Source organism: Ruegeria alba, assembly GCF_022321465.1.
Taxonomy (GTDB): Bacteria; Pseudomonadota; Alphaproteobacteria; order Rhodobacterales; family Rhodobacteraceae; genus Ruegeria_B; species Ruegeria_B alba.
This window is the reverse complement of sequence record NZ_JAKOEM010000014.1, coordinates 77753-99615: the sequence shown is the minus strand read 5'-3', so window position 1 is coordinate 99615 and position 21863 is coordinate 77753. Positions and strand designations below refer to the sequence as shown.

Annotated in this window: 23 protein-coding genes; 6 read left to right on the top strand and 17 right to left on the bottom strand. The window is 63.3% G+C overall.

Annotated elements, in window-relative coordinates; genetic code table 11:
• Nucleotides 1–24: 24 nt before the first annotated feature.
• From MB818_RS15210 to MB818_RS15185, 6 genes are all read right to left on the bottom strand, one after another.
• A complete protein-coding gene (locus MB818_RS15210; RefSeq protein WP_238905640.1) occupies nt 25–825 on the bottom strand; it encodes a PaaX family transcriptional regulator C-terminal domain-containing protein in 801 nt (266 codons plus the stop codon).
• A 77-nt stretch (nt 826–902) separates the two neighbouring features.
• Nucleotides 903–2924: a phenylacetic acid degradation bifunctional protein PaaZ gene (gene paaZ, locus MB818_RS15205; RefSeq protein ID WP_238905638.1), complete on the bottom strand. Its 2022-nt coding sequence runs from the start codon at nt 2922–2924 to the stop codon at nt 903–905.
• Nucleotides 2925–3080: 156 nt separating this feature from the next.
• Nucleotides 3081–4433, bottom strand: coding sequence for a TRAP transporter large permease (locus tag MB818_RS15200; RefSeq protein WP_234140106.1), 1353 nt, complete (start codon nt 4431–4433; stop codon nt 3081–3083).
• A complete protein-coding gene (locus MB818_RS15195; protein ID WP_234140105.1) occupies nt 4430–4936 on the bottom strand; it encodes a TRAP transporter small permease in 507 nt (168 codons plus the stop codon). Before MB818_RS15195 ends, MB818_RS15200 begins: the two co-directional genes overlap by 4 nt.
• Nucleotides 4937–4992: 56 nt before the next feature.
• Nucleotides 4993–6012 carry a TRAP transporter substrate-binding protein gene (locus MB818_RS15190; RefSeq protein WP_234140104.1) on the bottom strand — a complete coding sequence of 340 codons (1020 nt, stop codon included), beginning with the start codon at nt 6010–6012 and terminating at the stop codon, nt 4993–4995.
• 71 nt (nt 6013–6083) lie between these two features.
• On the bottom strand, nt 6084–8129 hold the full coding sequence (locus tag MB818_RS15185; RefSeq protein WP_238905636.1) for an FAD-dependent oxidoreductase: 2046 nt from the start codon (nt 8127–8129) through the stop codon (nt 6084–6086).
• Between the two features lie 102 nt (nt 8130–8231).
• Here MB818_RS15185 and paaG point away from each other — a divergent pair, with 102 nt between their 5' ends.
• From paaG to MB818_RS15160, 5 genes are all read left to right on the top strand, one after another.
• Nucleotides 8232–9017: a 2-(1,2-epoxy-1,2-dihydrophenyl)acetyl-CoA isomerase PaaG gene (paaG, locus tag MB818_RS15180; protein WP_234164040.1), complete on the top strand. Its 786-nt coding sequence runs from the start codon at nt 8232–8234 to the stop codon at nt 9015–9017.
• 2 nt (nt 9018–9019) lie between these two features.
• The gene (gene paaI, locus MB818_RS15175; protein ID WP_234177991.1) at nt 9020–9448 is read left to right on the top strand and encodes a hydroxyphenylacetyl-CoA thioesterase PaaI; all 429 of its coding nucleotides are present in this window, start codon (nt 9020–9022) and stop codon (nt 9446–9448) included.
• Nucleotides 9449–9463: 15 nt separating this feature from the next.
• Entirely contained in the window at nt 9464–10774 is a 1311-nt protein-coding gene (gene paaK / locus MB818_RS15170; protein WP_234164034.1) for a phenylacetate--CoA ligase PaaK, read from the top strand.
• Nucleotides 10775–10777: 3 nt separating this feature from the next.
• The gene (locus tag MB818_RS15165) at nt 10778–11374 is read left to right on the top strand and encodes a TetR/AcrR family transcriptional regulator (protein WP_234177990.1); all 597 of its coding nucleotides are present in this window, start codon (nt 10778–10780) and stop codon (nt 11372–11374) included.
• Nucleotides 11375–11885: 511 nt separating this feature from the next.
• A complete protein-coding gene (locus MB818_RS15160; RefSeq protein ID WP_234177989.1) occupies nt 11886–12317 on the top strand; it encodes a hypothetical protein in 432 nt (143 codons plus the stop codon).
• A gap of 358 nt (nt 12318–12675) precedes the next feature.
• Here MB818_RS15160 and MB818_RS15155 read toward each other — a convergent pair whose 3' ends face one another.
• The 10 genes from MB818_RS15155 to MB818_RS15110 all read right to left on the bottom strand — a co-directional run bounded on the left by MB818_RS15155 (nt 12676) and on the right by MB818_RS15110 (nt 20144).
• Nucleotides 12676–13434 carry a Phenylacetic acid catabolic protein gene (locus MB818_RS15155; RefSeq protein WP_234177988.1) on the bottom strand — a complete coding sequence of 253 codons (759 nt, stop codon included), beginning with the start codon at nt 13432–13434 and terminating at the stop codon, nt 12676–12678.
• Nucleotides 13435–13444: 10 nt separating this feature from the next.
• Nucleotides 13445–14518, bottom strand: a complete 1074-nt coding sequence (gene paaE, locus MB818_RS15150; protein ID WP_234177987.1) for a 1,2-phenylacetyl-CoA epoxidase subunit PaaE — start codon at nt 14516–14518, stop codon at nt 13445–13447.
• 10 nt (nt 14519–14528) lie between these two features.
• Entirely contained in the window at nt 14529–14990 is a 462-nt protein-coding gene (paaD, locus tag MB818_RS15145) for a 1,2-phenylacetyl-CoA epoxidase subunit PaaD (protein WP_238905635.1), read from the bottom strand.
• Nucleotides 14991–14994: 4 nt separating this feature from the next.
• Complete coding sequence (paaC, locus tag MB818_RS15140) at nt 14995–15756, bottom strand: 1,2-phenylacetyl-CoA epoxidase subunit PaaC (RefSeq protein WP_234140094.1); 762 nt, start codon at nt 15754–15756, stop codon at nt 14995–14997.
• The gene (gene paaB / locus MB818_RS15135; protein ID WP_011046505.1) at nt 15756–16040 is read right to left on the bottom strand and encodes a 1,2-phenylacetyl-CoA epoxidase subunit PaaB; all 285 of its coding nucleotides are present in this window, start codon (nt 16038–16040) and stop codon (nt 15756–15758) included. The genes paaC and paaB overlap by 1 nt, the downstream gene beginning before the upstream one ends.
• Before the next feature lie 95 nt (nt 16041–16135).
• The gene (paaA, locus tag MB818_RS15130; protein ID WP_238905634.1) at nt 16136–17128 is read right to left on the bottom strand and encodes a 1,2-phenylacetyl-CoA epoxidase subunit PaaA; all 993 of its coding nucleotides are present in this window, start codon (nt 17126–17128) and stop codon (nt 16136–16138) included.
• A 15-nt stretch (nt 17129–17143) separates the two neighbouring features.
• Nucleotides 17144–18346: a 3-oxoadipyl-CoA thiolase gene (gene pcaF / locus MB818_RS15125; protein WP_234143597.1), complete on the bottom strand. Its 1203-nt coding sequence runs from the start codon at nt 18344–18346 to the stop codon at nt 17144–17146.
• Between the two features lie 221 nt (nt 18347–18567).
• Nucleotides 18568–18786 carry a DUF1127 domain-containing protein gene (locus MB818_RS15120; protein ID WP_234167315.1) on the bottom strand — a complete coding sequence of 73 codons (219 nt, stop codon included), beginning with the start codon at nt 18784–18786 and terminating at the stop codon, nt 18568–18570.
• 140 nt (nt 18787–18926) lie between these two features.
• On the bottom strand, nt 18927–19322 hold the full coding sequence (locus tag MB818_RS15115; RefSeq protein WP_238905633.1) for a carboxymuconolactone decarboxylase family protein: 396 nt from the start codon (nt 19320–19322) through the stop codon (nt 18927–18929).
• 3 nt (nt 19323–19325) lie between these two features.
• A complete protein-coding gene (locus MB818_RS15110; RefSeq protein WP_238905631.1) occupies nt 19326–20144 on the bottom strand; it encodes a cyclase family protein in 819 nt (272 codons plus the stop codon).
• Nucleotides 20145–20338: 194 nt separating this feature from the next.
• Between MB818_RS15110 and MB818_RS15105 the strand changes: the two genes are divergently transcribed.
• Entirely contained in the window at nt 20339–20989 is a 651-nt protein-coding gene (locus MB818_RS15105) for a GntR family transcriptional regulator (protein WP_234140089.1), read from the top strand.
• An 81-nt stretch (nt 20990–21070) separates the two neighbouring features.
• Here MB818_RS15105 and MB818_RS15100 read toward each other — a convergent pair whose 3' ends face one another.
• Complete coding sequence (locus tag MB818_RS15100) at nt 21071–21784, bottom strand: type 1 glutamine amidotransferase (RefSeq protein ID WP_234140088.1); 714 nt, start codon at nt 21782–21784, stop codon at nt 21071–21073.
• Nucleotides 21785–21863: the final 79 nt, after the last annotated feature.

Genomic DNA, 21863 nt, shown 5'->3' with positions numbered 1-21863 from the left:
CAGGGACACAGTCTTGTCGTGGGGTCAATCCGTGGTATTCAGATCGGCCAGTCTGGGCAGGGGCAACGTGTCAAGCAGGGCAAAGACCTGTTCGCGGCAGGCAGGCCCGGTCCAGCCCCTGGGCTGGAAGGCCAGGGGCAAATCCGGGTGGCGCAGCGCTACCCGTCGCCAGCGATGCACCAGCAATGTCCGCAGCGTCGCCACCTGAACCGGTGTCAGAAACGCCGGTATGCCCGCCGCCCGCAACGCGGCACAGTCCTGTTGCAGGCTGTGACAGGCCGCCCCCAGATCTTCGGGAAAGAGCCGGGTCTGAAGCCAGCCGGGAACGGCATGCGCGGTAACTTCGAACCCGGCCAGATCGTCGCAATCGCCCGGCACCGGCCCCGACCCCAGCGCCACGGTGCGGCCTAGCCCGGTATAGGTATCGGTCAGCAACAGGTCGTTGAGCGTGTTCAGGCTGCCGCCATCCTCGGCGATCAGGATATGCCAGGTCTCGGGCAACTCGGGTGCGCGGGTATAGATGCGCGGTGTCACCCGGTCCGATTGCGTGCGGCCAAACTCGGACAGGTAATGGACCGAGCTGCGCCCCTCGCGGCTGCTTTCGATCCAGCCGTCCTTGCGCAGCCGGTGCAGGGCCACGCGCATCGCTTCGGGCTTGATACCCATCGGCTGGGTGATGCGGGTCAGTGCGCTGCCCGAGATCCGGTCGCCCTTGCGCCGGGCGAGATCACCGAACAACGAGACGATGATCGACCAGACCCGCTGGTTCTGCGGGTCGGTCAGCCGGGTGACGGCCGTGTCAAACCAAGAGGTATCTCGTATCATGCAGACAGTCTAAGCCGCCCGGACATAAATGAGAATCGCTTTCTGGCCCCCGCCGCCATGACCGGGGGCCAGTGCATTCAATAGGCGTTCATGGTCAACAGCTCGTATTCCGCGACCATCTCGTCATCCTGGTTGGTCAGCGTCACATGCCAGCGGACCTCGCCGTATTCGTCGGTGCGGCGGGTCTTTTTCTTGACTGTCAGGCGCACCTTGATGCTGTCCCCGGCCGAAACCGGTTTCATGAAGCGCAGACCATCCAGCCCGGTATTGGCCAGCACCGGGCCTTCGTTCGGTTCGACGAACAGACCGGCGGCAAAGCTGAGCAACAGATAGCCATGCGCCACCCGGCCCGGGAAGAACGGATTCCGCTTGGCGGCGGCGTCATCCATATGGGCATAGAATGTGTCGCCGGTGAAATGGGCGAAATGTTCGATATCGTCCATGGTGACGGTGCGCGACTGGGTATGCAGCGTCTCGCCAATCGACAACTCGTTGTAGCGACGGGTAAAGGGATGCGCGGGGCCTGCAACCTCGGTCGCGCCGGGCACCCATTTGCCGCCGATCCGGGCCAGCATCTCGGGCGAGCCCTGCACGGCGGTGCGCTGCATGTAATGCTTCACGCCCCGCACACCGCCCATTTCCTCGCCACCGCCGGCGCGACCCGGGCCGCCATGCACCATATGCGGCAGGGGCGAGCCGTGGCCGGTCGACTCCTTCATCGAGTCGCGGTTGTTGATGTAGATGCGCCCATGAAACGCGCCCGCGCCCATCACTACATCGCGGGCCACATCGGCGTCATGGGTGATCAGCGAGGTCACCAGCGATCCGCCGCCGCGATTGGCCAGCGCGACCGCATGATCCATGTCGCGATAACCCATGACGGTCGAGACCGGGCCAAAGGCTTCGGTATCGTGCACGCGCTGGGCGCGGTCGGGATCGGCGCAGTGGAACAGCATCGGCGGCACGAATGCGCCGTTGGCCAGGTCGCCGGACAGGCCGGGATCCATGGAGAACACCTGTTCGGCCTCTTGCCCGATGATCGCGGCCTTGGCCAGCACATCGGCCTTTTGTCCGTTTGATACCAGCGCGCCCATGCGGGTCGCCTCGTCACGCGGGTCGCCGATCACGGTCTTGGACAGGCGCGCGCTCAGCGCCTCGATCACCGCCTCGACACGCGGCTGCGGCGCGATGATGCGGCGGATCGCGGTGCATTTCTGCCCCGCCTTGGTGGTCATCTCGCGCGCGACCTCCTTGATGAAGAGGTCGAATTCGGGCGTGCCGGGTTCCGCATCGGGGCCAAGGATCGAGGCGTTCAGACTGTCCTGTTCGGCCACGAAACGCACCGCGTTTTGCAGGATCACCGGGTTCGAGCGCAGTTTCAGCGCGGTATCGGCGGAGCCGGTGAAACTGACCACATCCTGGCAGTCCAGATGATCCAGCATGTCGCCAAGGCCGCCCGACACCAGTTGCAGGGCGCCCGCGGGCAGAATGTCGGCCTCCAGCATGATGCGCACGGCCAGTTCGGTGACATAGCAGCTGTTGGTCGCGGGCTTCACGATCGAGGGGACACCGGCCAGCAGAGTGGGGGCCAGCTTCTCCAGCATGCCCCAGACAGGGAAGTTGAAGGCGTTGATATGCACCGCGACCCCTTTCAGCGGGGTGCAGACGTGCTGGCCCAGGAAGGTGCCGTTGCGGCTCAGCTGTTCCACCTCGCCGTCCAGATAGATCTGGCCGTCCGGCATCTCGCGCCGCCCCTTGGAGGCGAAGACGAACATGGTGCCGATGCCGCCGTCGATGTCGATCAGGTGGTCGGATTGGGTGGCGCCTGTGTCGAAGCTAGCGGCGTAAAGCTCTGCCTTGCGGGCGTTCAGCGCCTGACCCAGCGCCTTGATCATGCGGGCGCGGTCATGGAACCCCAGCTTGCGCAGGGCGGGGCCGCCGGTGTTGCGGGCATGATCGAGCATCGCCAGAACATCGAGCGCGTCATTGCCCGCGCTGGCGATCGGCGCGCCGGTGATGGCCGAGGCGATGGTGCGGGCGCCGGCGCCGGGCGCAACCCACTGACCGGCGGCAAAGCTGGAAATCTGTTGAAGGGCCATGGCAGTCTCCTGTTCCTGTCGCCCGCCAGTCTAGCCGGTTCCGGGCGCGAATTGTGAGGGATGGTATTCGCGACCGAACGGTCGGTCAATAAAATTCCAACATAGTGGCGCGCGTAAACGAAAACCGCCGGACCTTGCGGCCCGGCGGATCAGGGGTCAGTGGCCCATCGCGCCCATCTGCTGGGGCAGGTAGAGCACCACCACCGGCACCAGCACGATCAGCGCCAGCCGGAAGATGTCGGCGATCCAGAACGGGGTCACCCCGCGAAAGATCGTGCCGGTCGACACATCGCCCACCACGCCCTTGAGGATGAACACATTGAGGCCCACCGGTGGCGTGATCAGGCTGATCTCGGTCACCACCACCACAACAATGCCGAACCAGATCGGGTCATATCCCAGCGAGGTGACCAGCGGAAAAAAGATCGGCACGGTGAGCAACAGCATCGACAGCGATTCGAACACGCAGCCCAGAATGATGTAGATGCCGAGGATCATCAGGATCACCACAAAGGGCGCCACATCATAGGCGGTGACCATGGCGATCAGCGCCTCGGGCAGGCCGGCGAGGTTGATGAAGTTGGAAAACACCTGCGCCCCGATCAGCACCGAAAACAGGGACGCGGCGGTAAAGCTGGTCTCTTTCAGCACCTCGAAGGTGGAGCCAACCGTCAATCCGCCCCGGAAAAGCGCGATCAGAAAGGCGCCTGCTGCACCCATGCCCGCCGCCTCGGTCGGCGAGAAGGTCAGGTTCAGCGGGTGAAAGTCGAAAGCACCATACAGCCCGCCGATCACCAGGAAGAACAGCAAGAGCACCGCCCAGACCGACCCCAGCGCGCGGAACCGCTCGCCCCATCCGGCGCGCTCGCCGGCCGGACCCGCCGCGGGATTGCGCCACACGGTCCAGCGCACGGCGAAGAGGTAGAACAGGATGCCCAGGACACCCGGAATGATCCCCGCCATGAACAGCTTGCCGATCGAGGTTTCGGTCAAGAGGCCATAGATCACCAGAATGACCGAAGGCGGGATCAGAATGCCCAGCGTGCCGCCCGCCGCGATGGAGGCGGTCGACAGCTCGTCAGTATAGCCGTATCGGCGCATTTCCGGCATCGCGACCTTGGACATGGTCGCGGCTGTGGCCAGCGAAGAGCCGCAGATGGCCGAGAAGCCACCACAGGCGGCAACCGTTGCCATGGCGATGCCACCCCGGAAATGACCAAGAAAGGCGTTCGACACTGCATAAAGCTCGCGCGCCATGCCGCCCTTGTTGACGAAAAGCCCCATAAGGATGAACAGCGGCACCACGCTCAGGCCATAATCCTGCGCGGTATCCATCACCTGACGCCCCACCATGGACATCGCGGCCTTGAGCCCGCGTTCATCCAGGATCGAGCCGCCGCGCTCATAGGCAAAGCCCAGCGTGCCGACCAGACCCATGGCAAAGACGATGGGCAGGCGCAGCAGCACGAGCACCAGGACAAGTGCGAAACCGATCAGTGCGGCAGTCATTTCAGGGCCTCCGAAAGCAGGCGGGGAGCAAAGAGATGCAAGAGGCCGGTTACGATCAGCGCCACCGCGCTGATGCCCACCGAAATGGCGATGAACCAGCCCACGATATAGGTCGGGATCGCCAGATACTCGGTCACGTCGCCATAGTCGCGCGAGCGCTCGGCCAGGATCCAGACTCGGCTCATCGGCCAGTACAGCATGATGCCGCTGACCAGATGGATCACCCCGTCACGGATCCGGTCCAGCCGCAGGCGATGAAACAGGCCATCGGTCAGGTCGACGGCGATCTGGCCGTTGGTGACCGAGATGATGGGCAGGACCGAGAACACCAGCACCGCCATCAGGATGCGGGTCAGTTCGGTCGCGGCCTCGATGGGCGCGTTCAGGACGGATCTGAGGATCACGTCGCAGAAGGTCATCACCATCAGGATGAAGAGGGCAAGGCAGGCCACCAGCACAGGCGCAAAGCTGGCGTGGCGGGCAAGCCGGATCAGGGACGTCATGGGTTCCTCCGGCGGGCTGTCTGGGGCGGCGAAAGACGCCGCCCCGGTGAAAAGGCTCAGTTGGCGGCCATTTCCGATTTGATCAGGTCATAAGCGGCCTGGGCGTCGACCCCGGCGGCGGCGACCTCGGCAATCACCTTTTCGCGCACATCGGCGGCGATGGTGGCGAATTTCTCAAGATCGGCGGCCGAGGCAGCGTTGATCGCGTTGCCTGCGGTTGCTTCGGTCTCGGTCCGGCCGATGGCATCGATCTCGTCCCAGATCTTGCCGATCTCACGGCTCAGCGGCTCGCCGAACACCTTTTCCTCCAGCGCCTGCTGAACGTCCTCGGGCAGGTCGGCAAAGGTATCTTCGTTCATGATGAAGGCAAACGACCCACGATAGAGGCCACCGGGCATCTCATAGACGTTCTGGGCAACCTCGGTCAGCTTGAAACCCTTGCGCGATTCCATCGGCATCACCACGCCATCGGCGGCCTTGGAGGCGAGCGTTTCATAGACCTTGGGGGCCGGAACCTGGATGCCCGTGGCGCCCAGAGCGGTGCCCACATCGCCGCCGACACCGCCGGGGATGCGCACCTTGAGGCCCGCGATCTGCGCCATGTCGGTGACAGGTGCGGTCGAGTGCAGCTGTGCCGGGCCATGTGTATGCAGGGCGATCAGCTTGACGCCACGATGCTCGTCGGCCTTGCTCAGATATTGGTCATAGGCGCGCCAATAGGCGACCGAAGCGGCCTCGGCCGAACCCTCATAGCCCGGCAGTTCGATCAGCTTGGAGGTGACAAATCGGCCCGGCTGGTAGCCGTGGAAGATGATCGACAGATCGGCGGCACCGTCCTGGATCAGGTCCATCTGCGCGGGGGGCGGGGCGATGCCCAGTTTCAGTTCGGCGGTGACCTGACCGTCGGTGGCCTCTTCGACCATTTCGACGAATTTGGGCCACATCATCGCGTTGATGCCGTGGGTCGGGGGCGCCCAGCTGGAGATGGTCAGCGTATAGTCCGCCGCCATCGCGATGGTGCCGCTGACGGCCATCGCCGCCGAGGCCAGAAGGGTGCTGAGTTTGGTCAGTTTCATGGGTTTTACTCCTCCCTGAAAACGTGAGTCGAGAATGCGTTAATGGTCCTTTTTGTAACCATCAACGGCGGTTAGATTTCTGCTGGCGGGTTTCCCCGTGTCGCCAGAATCCACGAGCCGGGACTTTCTGTGACGACCAATGTCATGATTTCAATGGTTTTTTCCCAACCTTGCGATTGGGCCAGATGCATCGGCCCGCCCCGGTGCCGGGGAAAGCCGTATCCGTGCAGTTGCACCATATCGACATCCTCGGCGCGCTCGGCGATGCCTTCGGAAACGATTCGCGCGCCCTCGTTGGCGAGCACCGCAAGCAGGCGCTGGGCGATCTCTTCGGCGCTGAACGGGCGCCGGGTGATGCCCCGTTTGGCCGAGTAGTCGACGATCAGCGCCTCGACCTTGGGGTCGCGTTCGGGGGAACGCGATCCCTCGGAGTAGCGGTACCAGCCCTTGCCGCTGCGCTGGCCCAGACGATCCATCTCGCAGAGCGTATCGGCGATGCGCTCATAGCGTTCGGCGGGGTCGCGGGTGGCGGCCTGCCGCTTGCGGTTGGCCCAGGCAATTTGCAGCCCGGTCAGGTCCTGCAACTCGAACGGACCCATCGGCAGCCCCTCGGCCCGCATCGCGGCGTCCACCTCATGCGGCAGGGCGCCGTCGGCCAGCAGGTATTCCGCCTCGCGCCGATAGGCGGCCAGCATCCGGTTGCCGATGAACCCGTCGCAGATGCCCGACAGGACCGAGACCTTGCGCAGCCGCTTGCCGAGCGCAAAGCCGGTGGCCAGCACCTCGGGCGCGGTATCGGGGGTTTTGACGATTTCGAGCAGCTTCATCACATGCGCGGGGCTGAAGAAATGCAGGCCCAGGCAGCGCTCCGGGTTCGGGATACCGGCAAAGATCAGTTGCGGATCGAGGTAGGAGGTATTGGTCGCCAGAATGGAATCGGGCCGCATCACGGCGGCCAGATCAGCAAAGACCGCGCGCTTGACGTCGAGATCCTCGAACACCGCTTCGATGGCCAGATCAGCATCAGATGCACCGGCATAGGTGTCGGTGGTGCTGAGCCGCGCCAGCATATCGGCCTCGGCGCTGGGGCTGATCTTGCCGCGCTTGACGCCCGCCGCGACCAGTCCGGCAACCCGTTCATGTGCCGTTTGTGCCGACGCCGCGTCGCGTTCGATGACGGTGACGGACAGCCCGCCGCCAAGACAGGCCATGGCGATCCCGGCACCCATCAGCCCGCCGCCGACAATGGCAACGCGGCTCAGCTCGCGCGGGGCGACCCCGGCGATGGCATCGGGCCGGGCGACAAGACGCTCGGCAAAAAAGGCATAGCGCAGGGCGCGGCTTTCGTTGGACTGGCGCAGATCCAGATGCAGGGCGCGTTCGCGCGGCTGACCCTGGTCAAAGGGCAATGCGGCCCATTGCAGCGCGTCGAGATTGTGCAGCGGCGCAGCGCGGCCCTTGGCTGCCTTGGTCAGGGCGTCTGTGGCATCGGCGAGCGCGGAGCTATCCAGCGCCTGCACCTGCCGCAGCCGGGTCTTTTCCGGGCGCGGCGGCAGGTTACTGACAAAAGCCTGTGCGGCGGCCCGCAAATCGCCCTCGGCAATCTGGTCGAGGCCCCCCAGCGCCAGCATCTGCTCGGCGCCCAGCATCTTGCCGGAACAGGCCATGTCGATGGCTGCCTGCATGCCGATCAGTCGCGGCGCGCGTTGGGTGCCGCCCGCACCGGGGATCAGGCCCACATTGACCTCGGGCAGGCCGAATTTGGTTCCCGGCGCGGCGATGCGCCAGGCGCAAGCCAGTGCGATCTCGAAACCGCCGCCAAGAACCGTGCCATGCATCGCCGCGACAAAGGGTGTTTCGCTGTCCTCGATCATCTGCACAACGTCGGGCAGATGCGGTTCCTCGGCGGGACGGTCGAACTCGGTCATGTCGCCACCGGCGACAAAGGTGCGGCCGGCGCAGGTCAGGATCGCGACGCGGGCGCCCTGCACCTCGGCCACCGCACGGGCCAGCCCGGCACGCACCGGGGTCGAGGTCGCGTTGACCGGCGGGCTGTCGATTTCGACCCAGGCGATATCGCCCTCGCGCCTTACCGTAACCACCTCGTTTTCGCCCATCGCTCCGCCTCCACCGGTCGAGAATCAATTGCGAAGAATTTATTGACCAACCGTTCGGTTTATGCAAGATGGTTGTTGAAACATTCGCAAAGCGGGGCGGAGATGAGCGATACGATTCTTGCGCAAGATCATGGGAACTGGGTGGAAATCACGCTGAACCGCCCGGATCGGCTGAACAGCTTCACCGACGAGATGCACCTGGCCCTGCGTGCCGCGCTTGAGGCCGCGCGTGACAATGGCGCCCGTGCGGTACTGCTCACCGGGGCCGGGCGCGGGTTCTGCGCCGGCCAGGACCTGGGCGACCGCGACCCGTCGAAAATGGATGGCCCACCCGATCTGGGCTATACCGTGCGCACCTTCTATGCGCCTTTGGTGCGGCTCATCCGCTCGCTCGATTTCCCGGTGATCTGCGCCGTCAACGGCGTGGCCGCGGGGGCGGGCGCCAATATCGCGCTGGCCTGCGACATCGTGCTGGCGGGCGAAAGCGCCAAGTTCATCCAGTCCTTTGCCAAGGTGGGGCTGATCCCCGATACTGGCGGCTCATGGCACTTGCCGCGCCTCTTGGGCGAGGCGCGCGCCAAGGGGTTGGCGCTGACCGCACAACCCCTGCCTGCGAAACAGGCCGAGGACTGGGGCCTGATCTGGAAGGCGCTGCCCGACGATCAACTGATGACCGAGGCCCGCGCCATGGCCGAGCAATTCGCCAATGGCCCGACGCTGGGTTTTGGCCTGACCAAGCGCTGCATTCAGGCGGCCTGCGTCGACACGCTCGAAGATCATCTTGAACTCGAGGCGGATGCCATGAAAACCTGTGGTGAAAGCGCCGATTATGCCGAAGGTGTCAGCGCCTTTCTGGAAAAGCGCGCACCAAGGTTTCAGGGTAAGTGAGCATGACACCAAAAGAACGGGCGGAACGGTCGGCTGCGGCCATGTGGTCGGACGACAACGCCTCGAAATGGGCGGGGATGGAGATTGCCCGCGTCGACGAGGGGCTGGCGGTGCTGGAACTGACCGTCGCCGCGCATCACTGCAACGGGCATGGCATCTGCCATGGCGGCGTGACCTTCATGCTGGCCGACAGCGCCTTTGCCTTTGCCTGCAACAGCCGCAACCAGTCGACCGTCGCCCAGCATAACGTGATCAGCTATATCGCGCCGGGCCAATTGGGCGACCGACTGACCGCCACCGCGACCGAGCTCAGCCTGACCGGACGCAGCGGGATTTACGACGTGAAAGTGACCAATCAGGACGGCCGCACCATCGCCGAATTCCGGGGCATGTCCCGGGCGATCAAGGGCCACCTGTTCGACGAGGATTAAGGCGAGGAGGACGTCATGAAGGACCTGAGCCCCAAGAAAGAAGACCTGGACCCGATCGAGATCGCCTCGATCGACGAGATCCGCGCATTGCAGTTGGACCGCCTGAAATGGTCGCTGCGCCATGCCTATGACAACGTGCCGATGTACAAGCAGCGGTTCGACGAGGCGGGCGTGCACCCCGAAGACCTGCAAACGCTGGCCGATCTGGCCAAGTTCCCGTTCACCTACAAGAACGACCTGCGCGACAACTATCCCTTTGGCCTGTTTGCCGTGCCGCGCGAGCAGATCATCCGCCTGCATGCTTCGTCGGGCACCACGGGCAAGCCGACCGTGGTGGGTTATACAAAGGGTGACATCGACAATTGGGCCGATCTGGTGGCGCGCAGCTTGCGCGCGGCGGGGCTGCGCAAGGGCGACATGATCCACAACGCCTATGGTTACGGCCTGTTCACCGGGGGCCTTGGCGCCCATTACGGGATCGAGCGGCTGGGCGCCACCGTGGTGCCGATGTCGGGCGGCCAGACCGAGAAGCAGGTGGGTCTGATCACCGATTTCAAACCCACCGGCATCATGGTGACCCCGTCCTATATGCTCAACATCCTTGAGCAGTATCACAAGGTCGGCATGGATCCGCGTGAAAGCTCGCTCCAGGTGGGTGTATTCGGTGCCGAACCCTGGACCGACGCCATGCGGCGCGAGGTCGAGGAAGCGTTCGACATGCACGCCGTCGATATCTACGGCCTGTCCGAGATCATGGGGCCGGGTGTGGCCAATGAATGCGTCGAGACCAAGGACGGCCCGGTCATCTGGGAGGATCACTTCCTGCCCGAGATCATCGACCCGGCCACCGGTGAGGTGCTGCCCGATGGCGAGATGGGTGAACTGGTGTTCACCACGCTGACCAAAGAGGGCCTGCCGATGATCCGCTATCGTACCCGCGACCTGACCCGGCTGTTGCCCGGCACCGCGCGCTCGATGCGGCGGATGGAAAAGATCACCGGTCGCAGCGACGACATGATCATCCTGCGTGGCGTCAACGTCTTCCCCAGCCAGGTCGAGGAACAGGTGATGGCCACTGGCGGCATTGCCCCGCATTACCAGATCGAACTGTACAAGGCTGGGCGCATGGACGCGATGCGCGTCTTTGTCGAAGCGCTGCCCAACAAGACCGACGAACTCAGCAAGACCGCCGCCGCGCGGATGCTGACCAAGCGGATCAAGGACATTGTTGGCGTTTCGACCGAGATTGTTGTAGGCAACCCCGGAGATGTCGAACGCAGCCAGGGCAAGGCCAAGCGCGTCGTCGACAACCGTGACAAGGAGTAGGGTTTGGCCCGGACGATTGCCAAGGACCACGATCAGAAGCGCGCCCAGATATTGAAGTCTGCGGCGCGCGTCTTTGCACGCGAGGGGTTCGACCGCGCCTCGATGACCCAGCTCGCGCGCGAATGCGGGATCTCAAAGGCCAATATCTATCACTATTACGACAGCAAGGATGCGATCCTGTTCGACATCCTCGAAACCTATCTGCACGACCTGCGCGACCGCATCTGCGGCATCGAGATCGAAGGGCTGAGCGGGCCGCAGCGGTTGCATACCGTGGTGCGAGAAATTCTGCTGGCCTATCAGGGCGTGGATGACGAACACCGGGTGCAGACCAGCGGCATGTCCGCCCTGCCTGCCGAGCAGCAGAAACAGCTGCGCGGCTATCAACGCGACATGATCGGGTTTCTCAGCGATATCCTGAACGGCATCGCGCCCGAAACCTTTGCTGGCAACCCCGGCAAGCTGCGCGGCGCCACCATGTCGGTATTCGGCATGCTGAACTGGTATTACATGTGGAATTCCGGCGCCGACACCGCCGCGCGCGAGGACTATGCCCGCATGGTCAGCGACCTGACGCTGCACGGGCTCAAGGGGCTCTGATCCCGGGGAAGAGGCGCCGGGTATCGCTCTACACAGGCGGGCTTGCGTCTCCCCGGGCGTGCTGCTCAAGAGGTGCCGCGTTGGTTTGATACGGGATACGGCGCTTTTCGTTTTCCGAGTCCGCCATGCGGGACGAATTTGCCGTTCAGTTTGCTCATCTGAACGTCCGCTCTGCTGCGGGTGTGGTTTGATGTTGTACACCCCTCCTTCTGCCTTCAGCTTTCAATGATATGTCCGCGAAGCTTACTTTCTTAGAATATCATCGGCGGGGCAGGAAAACGCAAAGGCGCTTTGCGCCTATGAAGATTGCAGGAGGCACTTTTTGTTCACTAGAGAAGAAGCTGGAGTTTTTGTTAAGGCAAACCAAGCGCACGTAAACCGACTCCGAAAGACCATCACAAACCTTATGACGATGAGGCACGTCCTCTACTTCTATGACCGCCTCGATGGGCTTACGTACGACGATCAGGGCCAATCATTGAAAGATGGTGTTTTCGAGGCAGAGGCTTTCATGACTGCCATCGTGATGTCGTACGGTCGCCTTTTTGCAGAGAGCAAAGGCGCTCCAGTGTTTAAGAAAAAACTCATCCCGAAGCACCTTATCGACGCACATGATGAGATAATCGGATTTCGAAACGAGCGATATGCGCATCATGGTGATCACGCTACTACAGCGGCGGAGATAGAGCTATTTGTCGGGGAAAATGAGGTCGAAGTGAAATTGCATTGGCGTGCGAGCATGTATAACGGAGCACCGCCACACTGGCGGGAACTGTTTAAGTGGGTCGATGAATACCTAAAAGCCTCATTTAAAAAACAAGTTGCGCATCTCAGCGCGACCTCTGGCAAGGATTGGCTCCCGTTTGAGCCAGATATGGACATTGAGAGCATCACAATGGACGAGACCGACAAGCTCGATCTACCGCCGTTGATCGCGAAATGAATCACAGAAAATTCAGTTTTGGGGACCGTTACATAGCTCCAGTAAGAGCGCTCAACTGAAACGGCAAAAACAGTCGTTTTGGGCACTTTTCATGGCTGACCCAACGGGACCGGACATTCGCGCACAGCGCAGCATCGGTCAAAGTGTGCTCAACCCCGCCATTCTCCAATCCAGTCGTTGTGTATCGGCGTACGCACCCATGGCGATAACATGGAAAGCCAAGGGCGGAACCATCCGGCGCGCTTTGCGGTGCCATTCTCGCAGTGTCAGCGGGCAGCAATCCGGGTGGTTGAAGACCGGCCTACCGGGCCGGTCTCCGCGTGCCATACCGGGGCGCTTGGGGCGCCCCGGCGGCAATTCACGGGCGTTTCAGGCCCAGGCTGTCCAGCAGGTTGGCGGCTTCGGCCTCCCAGCGGGTGCGCATCTCTGCATTGCCGGTGCGGCGCAGGCCCATGGCGCGCAGCGCCTCGGTCCGCCCGGCGCTGCCGGTGCCAAAGCTGGCGGCGACACGCGGCCACCAGTAATCGGCAGAGGCTTGCAGGGCCGCGGCACCGCCGTCTTCGACCAGCTTTGCCGCGCCTTCCAGCGCCAGCTCGCCATGCCGGGTCTCGATCGGGGCAATGGTGCGGAACGCCTCGGCCAGCGGCTGATACGAGATCATGGTGAAATCGGCCAGCTGCACCACCACGGCGCGTGCCATCAAGAGGTTCATCATCACCGCGTCGGCCCAGCCCTGGATAGGATAATTGAACACTGCCAGGCGCATGTCCTGCTCGGTCCGGGCGGCGCCGATATCGGCGTCCCGCTCCAGCCGCGCGGTCCAGGGGTGATGGTTGGCATAGCGCTGGGTGTCGGCCCCGAACTCTCCCATGATCCGCAGCACGCGGTCGGCATTGTCGGTCTTTTCCAGCACGATCTTGGCGGCGGCGATCCGCTCCTTGATGCCCGGCCCCTGATTGATGATATCGGCAAAGCCCGCCGCACCGGCCAGTTCGCTGTCCACGAATGTGGCCATCAGCTTCATCAGCTCGGCGCGATAGCGCGCGGGCACGTTGGTTGGATTTGTCAGCATCCCGCCAGCGGCGAGATAGCTGTCGATCGTCATATCTTCGGCCATGTCTCTCTCCTCACTGGTCGTAGTCGACAACGACATTGTCGGTCAGCGGATAGGCCTGACAGCTGAGCACATAGCCCTTCTCGACCTCGTAATCCTCAAGCGCGTGGTTGGCGACCATTTCGACCTCGCCTTCCAGCACCCTACAGCGACATGTTGAACAAACTCCTGCCTTGCAGGCATAAGGCGCATCCAGGCTGTTTTGCAGGGCCGCATCCAGGATCGACAGGTCCTTGGGCATGTCGAAACTCTGGGTCGAACCGTCCAGCGTGACGGCGGCACGCGTCTGGTTGCCCCCCTTGGCCGCCTCGGCCGAGACCGCCTTGCGCTTGGCCCGGCCGGGCTGGGCGCTGGCGAACAGCTCAAACTTGATCTGCGCATCGCTCAGCCCGTGCGCGCGCAACGCGGCGGCAATGCCCAGCATCATCGGCTCAGGCCCGCAGATAAAGGCGGTGTCGACATGCTGGATGTCGATCCAGTGCTCGAACAGCTGGGTGCATTTCTCTTCGGTCACCAGACCGGTGAACAGCTCGATCTCCTGCGCATCCGTCTCCAGGATATGCAGCACGTTGAACCGGCCCATGTAGAGGTTCTTCAGATCCTCCAGCTCCTCGCGGAACATGATCGTGTTCACGCCCTTGTTGGCATATACCAAGGTAAACTCCGACCGGGGCTCGCGCGCCAGCGTGGTCTTGATGATCGACAGCACCGGGGTGATGCCCGAGCCACCGGCAAAGCCCAGATACTGTTTCTCGGCGCCGGGATCGAGCGGGGTGTGAAAGCCCCCCATCGGCGGCATCGCCTGAACTGTGTCGCCCACCTTCAACTCTTCGTTGGCCCAAGTCGAGAAGGCGCCGCCATCGACGCGCTTGATCCCGATCTGGAGCACGCCGTCATCCTTGCCCGAACAGATCGAGTAGGACCGGCGCAGCTCTTCGCCCTCGAATTCGCGGCGAAAGGTCAGGTATTGGCCTTGGGTGAAATCAAACTCGCTGGCCGCGCCGTTGACGGGTTTCAGCGTGACCACGACAGCGTCGCGGATCGTCTTGTGGATGTCGGTGACTTCCAGATCGTGAAAGCGTGCCATCCGGTCCTCCTCAGATACATTTGAAATAGTCGAAGGGTTCCAGGCAGTCGGTACAGCGCCAATGGGCCTTGCACGGGGTCGAGCCGAACTGGCTCACCTTTTCGACCGCCTTGCTGCCGCAGCGCGGACAGCGTTCGGGGCCACCGGCAGGGCGGGGCGGGGCGATGCCGTATTCCTCCAGCTTCACCTTGCCCTTGTCGCTAAGCCAGTCGGTGGTCCAGGCGGGCGATATCTGGGTCTTGACCCGGATATCCCTGACCCCCCGGTTGCGCAGCGCGGATTCGATATCCATCGAGATGATCGCGGTTGCGGGGCAGCCCGAATAAGTGGGGGTGACGGTCACGGTCAGAGTCTCCCCCTCCCAGGCGACATCGCGCACGATGCCCAGATCGACAACCGAGATCACGGGGATCTCGGGGTCTGGAACGGTGTCGAGCCAATCCCAGACCTGCTGTTCCGACGGCTGGTCCATGGGCTTACCAGCGTGCGCCGGGATAGGCGCGTTGCAGCCATTGCATGCTGGTCAGGAGATGGCCCAGATGCTCGGTATGCATGCGCCCGTCGCGGCCGCCCTTGTGGGCGAAACCCGATTTCGGAATGCTCAGCGTCGCCTCGGCCATGACCTCGGCCAGGATCGCGTCGTAATCGGCGCGCAGGCTGGCCGGATCCGGGGCAATGCCTGCCGCGACCATCTCTGCATCCACCGCGTCGCCGGTGAACAGCTCGCCCACATAGGGCCACAGGTAGTCCAGCGCCTCTTGCATGCGCGCATGGCTTTCCTCGGTGCCGTCGCCCAGGCCGATCACCGTGTCGCGCGAGCGTTCCACGTGATAGGTGACCTCTTTCACCGCCTTTTCGGCGATGGCGGCGACACGCTCGTCCGAGGACCCCTTGAGCCGCTCAAGCATCAGCTTGTGCCAGCTGTCGAACAGGAACTGGCGCATCAGGGTGCGGCCGAAATCGCCGTTGGGCACCTCGACCAGCAGCGCGTTGCGGAAATCCCAGGCGTCGCGCAGAAAGGCCAGGTCATCGGCGCTCTTGCCGTCGCCCTGTACCTCGCCGGCGAGGGCCAGCCACATCTGCGTCTGGCCGATCAGGTCCAGCGCGGTATTGGCCAGCGCGATATCCTCTTCCAGCACCGGTGCGTGACCGCACCATTCGCTGACCCGGTGGCCAAGGACCAGTGTATTGTCCCCCATCCTGAGCAGGAATTGCAGGAATGCGTCGTCGCGGGTCATTACATGGCCCCCACTTCTTCGGGAATGTCGAAGAAGGTCGGGTGACGATAGACCTTGCTTTCGCTGGGCTCGTAGAGCGGGCCCTTGTCGCTGGGCGAACTGGCGGCGACATGCTGTGCCTCGACCACCCAGATGCTGACGCCTTCGTTGCGGCGGGTATAGACGTCGCGGGCGTTCTTGATCGCCATTGCCGCGTCGGGGGCGTGCAGGCTGCCCACATGGCGGTGGCTCATGCCGTGCTGGCCGCGGATAAAGATTTCCCACAGGGGCCATTCGTTTTTCATCAGTCGATCTCCTCCTGACTGGGCGCGGGGCAAGAAGCCGGTGGCAATACCCCGGAGCCGCGCGCTGCGATGCTTTGCGTTTTGTGTCTTCGGTCTTACTCGGCCGCTATCCGGGCGGCTGCTTTCTTGCGGGAATGGGCCAGCAAACCGTCGCGCACCCATTGGCCGTCGTCCCAGGCCTTGCGGCGGGCTGCCAGGCGGTCGGTGTTGCAGGGGCCGTTGCCCTTGATCACGTTGAAGAATTCCGACCAGTCCGGGTCCGAGAAATCGTAATGGCCACGTTCCTCGTTCCACTGGATATTCGGGTCGGGCAGATCGAGGCCCAGATACAGGATCTGCGGCACCGTCTGGTCCACGAATTGCTGGCGAAGCTCGTCGTTGGTCTTGATCTTGATCTTCCAGGCCATCGACTGTTCAGAATGGACCGAGTCCTTGTCCGAGGGGCCGAACATCATCAGCGCCGGGAACCACAGCCGGTTGACCGCGTCCTGTGCCATCTTCTTCTGCTCCGGCGTACCAAACGCCATCGCCATGATCGCGTGATACCCTTGGCGGGCATGAAAGCTCTCTTCCTTGCAGATGCGGATCATCGCGCGGCTGTAGGGGCCGTAAGAGGTGCGCTGCAACGCCACCTGGTTGATGATCGCCGCCCCATCGACCAGCCAGCCGACCGCGCCGATATCGGCCCAGTTGAGGGTCGGGTAGTTGAAGATCGAAGAGTATTTCATCTTGCCCGACAGCAGCATCTCGACCAGTTCATCGCGGCTGACACCCAGGGTCTCGGCGGCAGAGTAGAGGTAGAGTCCGTGGCCTGCCTCGTCCTGCACCTTGGCCAGCAGGATCGCCTTGCGTTCCAGCGTCGGCGCGCGGGTGATCCAGTTGCCCTCGGGCAGCTGGCCGACAACTTCGGAATGGGCGTGCTGGCCGATCTGGCGGATCAATGTGCGGCGATAATCCTCCGGCATCCAGTCCTTGGGTTCGATCTTGATATCCGCGTCGATCTTGTCCTGGAACGTGCGTTCCTCGTCGGACATCTCATCGCGGGATTTAATGCCATCGCTGGCGGTCTTGATCATCTGCGCATACATTCGGGCTCTCCTCCCTTACACACGTTCCAGGATCAGGGCAGCGCCCTGACCAACTCCGACGCACATGGTGCAGAGCGCATAGCGCCCGCCGGTGCGTTTCAACTGATAGGCCGCGGTCATCACCAGACGCGCGCCCGACATGCCCAGCGGGTGGCCGATGGCTATGGCGCCGCCATTGGGGTTCACATGCGGCGCATCGTCGGCAACCCCCAGCGCCCGCAGAGTCGCCAGACCCTGCGAAGCGAAGGCTTCGTTCAACTCTATCACATCCATCTGCTCGATGGTGAGCCCCGCGCGTGCAAGTACCTTGCGGCTGGCGGGAACCGGGCCGATGCCCATCACGCGCGGCTCGACACCTGCGACAGACATGCCCACCACGCGGGCGATCGGGGTCAGGCCGTTTTTGGCGGCGCTGGCTTCGTTGGCCATCAGGATCGCGGCGGCGCCGTCATTGACACCCGAGGCATTGCCTGCGGTCACGCTCTTGTCGGGGCCGTTCACGCCCTTGAGCTTGCCCAGCTGCTCGGCGCTGGTGCCGGGGCGGGGGTGTTCGTCGGTATCCACCACGATGGCGTCGCCCTTGCGCTGGGGGATGGTCACGGGGGTAATCTCGTCGCCAAAGACGCCAGCCGCATGGGCAGCCGCCCAGCGGGCCTGGCTGCGCGCGGCGAATGCGTCCTGATCGGCGCGCGAGATGTCGTAGTCCTCGGCCACGTTGTCGGCGGTCTGCGGCATCGAGTCGGTGCCGTACATCTCGTGCATCTTCTTGTTGATGAAGCGCCAGCCGATGGTGGTGTCATAGACCGCGTTGGCGCGGGTAAAGGCGCTGGTGGCCTTGGGCATCACGAAAGGCGCCCGGCTCATGCTCTCGACACCGCCGGCTACGGCCATGTCATAATCACCGGCCTTGATGGCGCGGGCGGCCATGCCCACCGCATCCATGCCGCTGGCACAGAGGCGGTTCACCGTGGTGCCGGGTACGTCGACCGGAAGCCCGGCCAGCAGAGCGGCCATGCGGGCAACGTTGCGGTTGCTTTCACCGGCCTGATTGGCGTCGCCATAGATCACATCGTCAAGGCTGGCCCAGTCCACCTGCGGGTTGCGCGCGACCAGGGCGGCCAGCGGCACGGCGGCCAGATCGTCGGTGCGTACCTGGCTCAGGGCGCCACCATAGCGTCCGATCGGGGTGCGCTGCGCGTCGCAGATGAATGCGTCCATGGTCATGTTCTCTCCGTCTCCTCCGCCACCATTAGGTGACCGCTTGGTCGGGTAATACGATGGAAAACGATTCGCGGCAAGTTAAATGTAACAGAGACAAGTCATGAATTGAAATTCGGTAACATGTTTGCTGACGCGAAACCGCGAAACGGGTTGGACCAGAAAATTCGTCGAATTTTCTGGTCAAATTTTCGTTGAAAATTTGGTGCTCTTGTCCGGGGTCAGACGCGGTCGCTCATCACCCATCGGATGATGTCCGCCCGCCGCAAGCCACGTGCGGCCAACTCCGCATCGGTCAGGGCGGACAGGGCATTGATACGGCGGATCCGGGCGTTTGCCTCGCCGATGCGGACCAGAGCGTCGAAGATGCCTGCCAAGATATCGCCCAGCACGTAGGGCAGGGTCGCAAGCGAGCGGAGGTGGAGGGTCGACTGGGCCATGGCGCGATCCTGATCTTTGGGTCATCCGAATTGCCCGACTGTATAGGCTGCTCGGTCCGGATGTGCCATGTCGCGGAAGGCATAGCTGACGTGCATCGCGCGCAAATCTGCGGCGAAAACCCTTCTTTTCGACGCGGCGCTCAGGCCTTGAAGAGATCGTCCACAGGCACCTGCAATCCCGTTACGATGCCGTTGGTCTGCATTGCCATGCCGATCACGGCCAACATCTCGCTATGTTGCGCAGGCGTCATGCCCTTGGCCCGCGCCGCCGCAGTATGGGAATGGACGCAGTATTCACAGCCATTGGCGGTCGAGACCGCGACATAGATCATTTCCTTGACAAGCGGGTCCAGCGCGCCGGGGCCCATAACCACCTTCAGACGTTCCCATGTGGCGCGTAACAACGCCGGGTCATGCGCCAGGGCCCGCCAGAAATTGTTGACGTAATCGGTGCCGCGGGTGGCGCGGATGTCGTCGAAGACGGCCAGCGTCTCGGCGCTGGCCTCCTCGTCACTCAGCAGAGGGACAGTTGCCATGGTTCAGACCATGGCAAAGATGCGGGCAGGGCCACCCGAGCCGCCGCGATGATTGGGGGCGCCGACGATCAGGGTGGCGCCGCTGGCGGGTACCTTGTCGAGATTGGCGAGGTTCTCGATCCCATAGCGGTTGGTGGGCAGCCAGGCGTAGTGGGTGGCGAAATCGGCCGAGGGGCCGTGATCGAGCGACAGCGTGTCCACAGCCATGGCCACGGCACCGGTTTCCTCGATCAGCATCTGCGCCGCCTCGACATGGAAGCCGGGGAAATGCATCTTGCCTTCGCTGTCGGCGTTGCGGAAGCCGGGCCCGCCTGTCTTGCCGCCCCATCCCGAGTGCATCGCCACACAGGCGCCGTCGGGGATCGGGCCATGGGCGCTGATCCAGGCCTTGAGGTCATCGGGGGTGACCTGCGCATCGGCATCCGCTGCCGCCTTTTCATGGATATGCACTACGCAGAGCGGGCAGATCAGGTTGCCAACGGGAATCTCGTCAACCGACTGGCCATCGGCCGAGAAATGCAACGGTGCGTCCACATGGGTGCCGGTATGTTCGTTCAGCGTGAGCGTGAACAGGTTGAAGCCGTGTTCCTTGAAATTGAAGTTCTGCGTGGCCTCAACGCCGGGTGCCCCGAAATAGGTGGGGAAATCGGCGTCATAGACATGAGTCATATCCGTCACTTCGCCGATGCCGGCCGCCATGGCCGGGGGTGCCGCCACGGTGCCAAGCGCCGCCCCTGCGGCAACCGCCGCGCCCGAGCGGAACAGGTCGCGGCGGCTCAGCATCCGGTCTTTCACTGCTTTCATTACGCAAATATCACACATATGTGGTCTCCCTGTCTGGTGGTGATCCGGCGTCTGCTGCGCCCTGTAACCAAGGGGCAGCCTAGCACAGTTACTTCGGTTTCGGGTCAAGTCTTTGGTACTGGCCGCGCTGACGGTCACGTTTGTGTGCGCCCCCGCGTTGCACCCTGCGCGCGCCGGTCCTAGGGTTGGCACATCTAAGCAAGGTGAAGACGATGGCGGGACAGACCGAACAGGTTTTGAATGGGGTGCTCGAAGATATCGAGCATGGCCGCCTGGGGCCTGGCGATCTGCTGGAGGAGGCCGCGCTGACCGAGCGGCATGGCGTGTCGCGCACCCCGGTGCGCGAGGCGCTGATCCAGCTGGAAACCCAAGGTCTGATCCGCCGGCTGCCGCGCAAGGGCGCGGTCGTGTTCAAGCCGACCTTGGAAGAGTTCCTGGCCATTCTGGAGGTTCACGCCCGCTTGGAGGGGCAGGCGGCAGGGCTTGCCGCACGGCGCATGAACGCCGCGCAGGCGGCCGAACTGGAGGCGGTGGTGGCCGCCTGCGAGGCCCATGCCCGCGACAAGGGCGACGGGGATCCGTTCGGCTATTACCGGTTGAACCTGAAGTTTCACGAGACCGTCGCGCTGGGCGCGGGCAATCCCTATCTGGTCGAGATGATCAAGACCCATGCCCGCAAGCTGTTGGCCTATTACCGGGCGCGTTACAGCTATCCGGGGTCAATCCCGGCCTCGGCGCGGGAGCACCGCGAAATCGCCACGCTGATCTTTGACCGGCGGCGCGAGGAAGCCGAGGCGGCGATGATCCGCCATGTGCAGTTCGATCAGGTGACGGTGATGGACCTGCTGGCCGCGCTGGGGTGAGCCTGTCCTGGCCGTTGCGGCGGCCGAGGGGGCGGGATTTGAGTATTTTTGACCAGAAAGAAGCAGCAGGGCTGGTGTGCCCTATTCGGGGCGCGCCTGTTCGAAGAAGCGCGCGATGCTTTCGGCAAAGGCGTCCATATCCGAGGGGTGGGCAAGCGAGGCCAGGGCGCGGGCACAGATCTCTTCTCCCAGCTCCTCGGCCATTTCCTCGGTCAGCGCCTCGACGAAATCATGGGTCATCTCTGGGTGATGCTGGGTGGTATAGATATGCTGGCCAAGCACGAAGCCAGTCACCGGGCAATCCGGCCCTTCGGCAATCACGCGTGCGCCCTGTGGCAAGGCGGTCACCTGTTCCATGTGAGATCCATAAAGCCTGACCTCGTCCGGCAGGTCGCGCGTCCAGTCTGGGCGCTCCAGCATCCGGTTGCGGGTCAGCCCATGCACCCAGCCACCGGGATTGCGCCCGATGCTGCCCCCCAAAGCCAGCGCGATGGCCTGATGGCCGAAGCAGGCGCCAAAGACCGGCAGGCGGCGCGCGTGCATGTCCCGGATCAGGTCCAGCAGCCGCGCGATCCAGGGCGCGTCGTCCAATACCGAGGCAGGGCTGCCGGTGATCATCGCCCCGTCGACCCCGTCAAGCGTTTCCGGAAACTGCCCGTCCTTGACCACATAGGCCGTGGTGGTCCAGTCGGGGCGCGCCATCTGGATCAGCTCTGCGAATTTCTGCTCGTCCTTGGGGTGGCGTTGGGCGAAATCGCTTTCGTCCGTATTTGTCATCAGGATCGCCAAGTGCATGATTTTCCCCAAGAGATTTTCGTTTACATATTTAGGACCTCTTATAATATACATATGTTCGCGACATGAGGGAAGGTGA